Here is a 4,767-nt window from a genome sequence, read left to right on the forward strand (position 1 = left end):
GCTGCTCGCGGGCCGCACCGACCTGCCGCCGCTCGTCGCTCAGGCGGACGGCACCGAGCTCGCCCTGGCCGACTGGGGCGAGGGCGTGCTCACCCTGCGGGCGCCCGACGGCCGCTACCTCTCGGTCGCCGAGGACGGGTACGTGCGCGCCTCCGCCGACCAGCCGGGCGGCTGGGTCGTGCAGGAGACGTTCCGGCTGGAACCGCACGGGGACGGGCACCTCCTCAGGCATGTGGGGACAGGACGCCACGTGCAGGTCGCCGCCGACGGCGTGAAGGTTGCCGAGGAGGATCCCGAGGTCTTCGAGCTGGTCGTCGTCGAGCGCGGGCAGGACGCGGTCACGCGCGTCGCGGCCGGCGCCGACGTGGTCGTGGTGGTCGCCGGCAACGATCCGCACATCAACGGGCGCGAGACCGAGGACCGTACGACGCTGCGGCTGCCCGCCCAGCAGGAGCGGCTGCTGCGCGCGGCCCGCGCCGCCAACCCGAACACGGTGCTGGTGCTGACCTCCGCCTACCCGTACGCGGTGGACGCGACGGACCTCCCGGCGCTGCTGTGGACCGCGCACGGCGGTCAGGCCGCGGGCACCGCGCTGGCCCGGGTGCTCGCCGGTGACGTCTCCCCCGCCGGCCGGCTGCCGCAGACCTGGTACGCCGACGACGCCGACCTGCCGGACCTCCTCGACTACGACGTGATCGGCGGCCGGCAGACCTACCTGTACTTCGAGGGCACGCCGCTGTTCCCCTTCGGGCACGGCCTGTCGTACGCGAACTTCTCCTACGGGGAACCGACGGCGGACGTCGACGGGTCGGCGGTGCGGGTCTCCTTCGCCGTCACCAACACAGGTGACGTCACCGCCGACGAGGTGCCCCAGCTCTACACGCGGGCCGTGGACCCGTCGGTGCCGCGTCCGCGCCGTGAGCTGCTGGCGCACCGGAGGGTGACGCTGGCGCCCGGGGAGACGGCCGAGCTGTCCTTCGTGCTGCCGCTGTCCGCCTTCGCGTTCTGGGACGTGGCGGCGGGCCGGTGGCGGGTGGAGCCGGGGGCGTACGAGCTGCTGGCCGGGGCGTCCAGCGAGGACGTGCGGGCACGGGCCACGGTCACCCTGGACGGCGAGCCGGCCGTCCCTCGCCCCGTCGTCGAACGCGGGCTGGACGCCGTCGACTTCGACGAGCAGAGCGGTGTCGAGATCGTCGACCGCGCGAAGGCGGCGGGCGACTCGGTCACCGCCGTGGCCGGGAAGGACGGCGAACTCCTCTTCCGGAGCTGCGACTTCGGCGCCGGGGTGACGGAGGTGACCGTGGAGGTGTCCGGCGAGGGCACGGCCGAGGTCTCGCTCGACGGCGGGCCGGTGCTCGCCGAAGTGTCGCTGCGGGCGCCCACGTCCGGCCCGTACGACTACACCACGCTCCGCGCGTCCTTCGCCGTCGTCGACGGCGTGCACGACGTGCGGCTCCGGCTGCGCGGCCCGTTGCGGGTCGCGCGGGTCGGCTTCTCCGGTTGAGGGTCCGGACGCGGCCGACACCAAGAAGGGGCCCGGCACCGAAGGCATCGGTGCCGGGCCCCGGTGCTTCGTTCCCGTAGGGCCGCTCCGAGGGCTGCTTCCGGGGGCTGCTTCCGGGAGCACGGCCCCGAGCCGGGAATCGCCCCTTGGGGGCGGGGGGAAGTCAATATGATGCCGGGGTCAGTTTTAACGGAGGGGAGACCTTTTTCATGTCCGGCAGCAACCCCGCACCCGGTGGGTTCGGGCCGCCGTCACAGCCCCCGCAGCAGCCGGGCCCCGGCTACGGCTATCCGCAGTCCGGCCCGTCCTACGGCTACCCCTCGGGTCCCGCTCCGCACGGCATGCCCCCCGCGCCCTACCCGCAGGCACCCGGCTACATGATGCCCGTGCAGCCGAGCAACGGCATGGGGACCACCGGGCTGGTGCTGGGCATCATCGGCCTGGTCTGCAGCCTCACCTTCTTCCTGTGGTTCTTCGGCGTGATCCTGGGCATCCTGGCGATCATCTTCGGCGCCGTCGGCCGGGGGAAGGCCAACCGCGGCGAGGCCACCAACAAGGGCTCGGCGACCGCCGGGCTCATCTGCGGCATCGTGGCCACGGTGATCCTGCCGCTGCTCGGCATCCTGCTGTTCGCCGGCGTCATGGGAGGCATCGGCGCCGCGTCCTGAACGCCCGTCCTGACGGAGGGCCGGTCCGCACCGGACCGGCCCTCCGTCACGCGCGAGGCCCCCGCTCAGCCGGCGCGCAGCCGTCGCCGGGCCTCCATCAACGCGAACCCCAGCAGATTCGGCCCCCGCCAACGCTCCGGGTCGCCCGCCCCCTCGTCGCCGGCCGCGAGGCCGATGCCCCACACCCGGTCCACCGGGCTCGCCTCGACCAGGACGCGCTCGCCCGTGCCCAGCAGGAAACCCCGCAGGTCCGCGTGGGCCGCGAACTTGTGCACGCTGCCCTCGACGACGATGCCGAACCGCTCCCGGCGCCATGTCTCCTCGTCGAAGCCCCGCACCAGCCGTCCGGCCTTCTTCGCCTGCGAGGGATGCCCCGCGGCCAGCACCCGCCGCTCCCCCTCCGGGTCCCCGAACAGCCGGGCCTTGGCCGCCATCATCCAGTGCTCGGCGGTCGCGTACTCCACCCCGTCCACCGTGAACGGCGACGGCCACCACTGGCTCAGACAGCTCGTCCCGATCCGGCCGTCGGGCAGTGGCCGGTGCCCCCAGAAGTGCAGGTACTTGACCCTCGTCCCGGCGCGGACCGCCTCGATCAGCTTCTCCCGTGAGTCCATCACCCCCCGTGCTCCTCTCCCTGCGGTGTGATTCGCCCCGCCGCCCCTTCCCGTACCGGAACCGGGGCGCTGCCCCCGGGAACGGGGAGGGACCGCTTCCAGTCCGTCCGGCGCGAGTCTGACAGCAACCACTGACACTCCGTCCTGTCTTTTCCGTGGCGACTCGACACCTGGTCGACAGATTCCGTCGCGTAACCAAAAGGCAACAACGGAATCCCTTGTTGGAGCCCACTCGTTCTGTCAGGATCGGCACTCAAATCGAGCTGGAGCCACGCCGCCCCCCTCGGGGACACGGAGGAGAGCGACATGCACAACCCGGGCAGCACCACCCCGGAACGGTTTCCCGCCCAGGACCGGTTCGCGGACGGCGCGCAGTTCATCGCGGGCCGCCCGGCGAAGGGCACCTCGGGCCGCACCCACACGGTCGTCGACCCGGCCACCGGCGCGGAGGTGTACACCTACGAACTCGCCGGCCCCGACGACGTCGACGCGGCCGTCGACGCCGCGCGGGAGGCGTTCCCGGGCTGGGCCGGCGCCACTCCCGGTGAGCGCTCGGACGCCCTGCACCGGTTCGCCGCCGTCGTCGCCGACCGCGCGGAGGAGTTCGCCCGCGCGGAGTCACTGCAGTGCGGCAAGCCCCTGAAGCTGAGCCGCGAGTTCGACGTACCGGGCACGATCGACAACATCACCTTCTTCGCCGGGGCCGCCCGCCACCTGACGGGCCAGTCGGCCGGCGAGTACTCCGGCGACCACACCTCCTACGTCCGCCGCGAGCCGATCGGTGTCGTGGGCTCCATCGCCCCCTGGAACTATCCGCTCCAGATGGCCGCCTGGAAGATCCTCCCGGCGATCGCCGCGGGCAACACCGTCGTCCTCAAGCCCGCCGAGCTCACCCCGCTGACCTCGCTCCTGTTCGCCCGGGCCGCCACCGACGCCGGAATCCCGGACGGTGTGGTCAACATCGTCACCGGCACCGGCAAGGAGGCGGGCGAGCACCTGGTCGGCCACCCCGACGTGGCCATGACCTCCTTCACCGGCTCCACCGCCGTCGGCAAGCGGGTCGCCGAGATCGCCACCGCCACCGTCAAGCGCCTCCACCTGGAACTGGGCGGCAAGGCCCCCTTCGTCGTCTTCGACGACGCCGACCTCGACGCCGCCGTCAACGGCGCGGTCGCGGGTGCGCTGATCAACACCGGCCAGGACTGCACGGCCGCCACGCGCGCGTACGTGCAGCGCCCCCTGTACGACGCGTTCGTCGAGCGCACCGCCGCCCTGATGGAGACCGTCCGGCTCGGCGACCCGTTCGCCCCCGGCACCGACCTCGGCCCGATGGTCTCGCACGCCCAGCGCGACCGGGTGGCCGGCTTCGTCGACCGGGCGCGCGCCTACGCGCGCGTGGTGACCGGCGGCGAGGCACCCCTGGGCGAGCTGGCGGACGGCGCGTACTATCGCCCCACCCTCATCGCCGGCGCACCGCAGGACAGCGAGGTCGTGCAGTCCGAGATCTTCGGTCCGGTGCTGGTCGTCCTGCCCTTCGACACCGACGACGAGGGCATCGCGCTGGCCAACGACACCCCGTACGGACTCGCCGCCTCCGCCTGGAGCCGGGACGTGTACCGCACGGGCCGCGCCACCCGCGAGATCAAGGCCGGGTGCGTGTGGATCAACGACCACATCCCGATCATCAGCGAGATGCCGCACGGCGGATCCAAGGCGTCCGGCTTCGGCAAGGACATGTCCGCCTATTCGTTCGAGGAGTACACGCAGGTCAAGCACGTCATGTTCGACAACACCGCGGTGGTCCGCAAGGACTGGCACCGCACCATCTTCGGGGACCGATAGCAGCCAGGCCGCCCGACCCGCGGCCACCCTCCCGAAAGGGCACCACGCGCATGGAGCAGTACGAGCCCGACCGCCTCTCACCGGCCCAGGTGGCCGCCATGCGGCGCAGCCTCCGCACCGGCAGGGCGGCCCTGTCCCG

The 4,767-nt window shown here is 72.8% G+C and carries 4 protein-coding genes; 3 read left to right on the forward strand and 1 reads right to left on the reverse strand.

The window, feature by feature from the left end; genetic code table 11:
- Both B7767_RS27445 and B7767_RS27450 read left to right on the forward strand, forming a co-directional pair.
- A partial coding sequence (locus tag B7767_RS27445) for a glycoside hydrolase family 3 C-terminal domain-containing protein (RefSeq protein ID WP_143652656.1) occupies positions 1–1,504 on the forward strand: 1,504 nt, incomplete at its 5' end.
- A 209-nt stretch (positions 1,505–1,713) separates the two neighbouring features.
- Positions 1,714–2,172, forward strand: a complete 459-nt coding sequence (locus B7767_RS27450) for a DUF4190 domain-containing protein (RefSeq protein ID WP_085574527.1) — start codon at positions 1,714–1,716, stop codon at positions 2,170–2,172.
- 65 nt (positions 2,173–2,237) lie between these two features.
- Here B7767_RS27450 and B7767_RS27455 read toward each other — a convergent pair whose 3' ends face one another.
- On the reverse strand, positions 2,238–2,786 hold the full coding sequence (locus tag B7767_RS27455) for an NADAR family protein (protein ID WP_085574528.1): 549 nt from the start codon (positions 2,784–2,786) through the stop codon (positions 2,238–2,240).
- 306 nt (positions 2,787–3,092) lie between these two features.
- On the opposite strand from B7767_RS27455, the gene B7767_RS27460 reads away from it, so the two are divergent.
- Positions 3,093–4,628, forward strand: a complete 1,536-nt coding sequence (locus B7767_RS27460; RefSeq protein WP_085574529.1) for a gamma-aminobutyraldehyde dehydrogenase — start codon at positions 3,093–3,095, stop codon at positions 4,626–4,628.
- The last annotated feature ends 139 nt before the right edge of the window (positions 4,629–4,767 follow it).

The sequence above is a fragment of the Streptomyces sp. 13-12-16 genome, assembly GCF_002114215.1.
GTDB lineage: Bacteria > Actinomycetota > Actinomycetes > Streptomycetales > Streptomycetaceae > Streptomyces.

Coding starts and splice junctions, on each gene's coding strand:
- B7767_RS27460 (WP_085574529.1), top strand. CDS start 3,093: ATGCACAACCCGGGCAGCACCACCCCGGAACGGTTTCCCGCCCAGGAC.
- B7767_RS27455 (WP_085574528.1), bottom strand. CDS start 2,786: ATGGACTCACGGGAGAAGCTGATCGAGGCGGTCCGCGCCGGGACGAGG.
- B7767_RS27450 (WP_085574527.1), top strand. CDS start 1,714: ATGTCCGGCAGCAACCCCGCACCCGGTGGGTTCGGGCCGCCGTCACAG.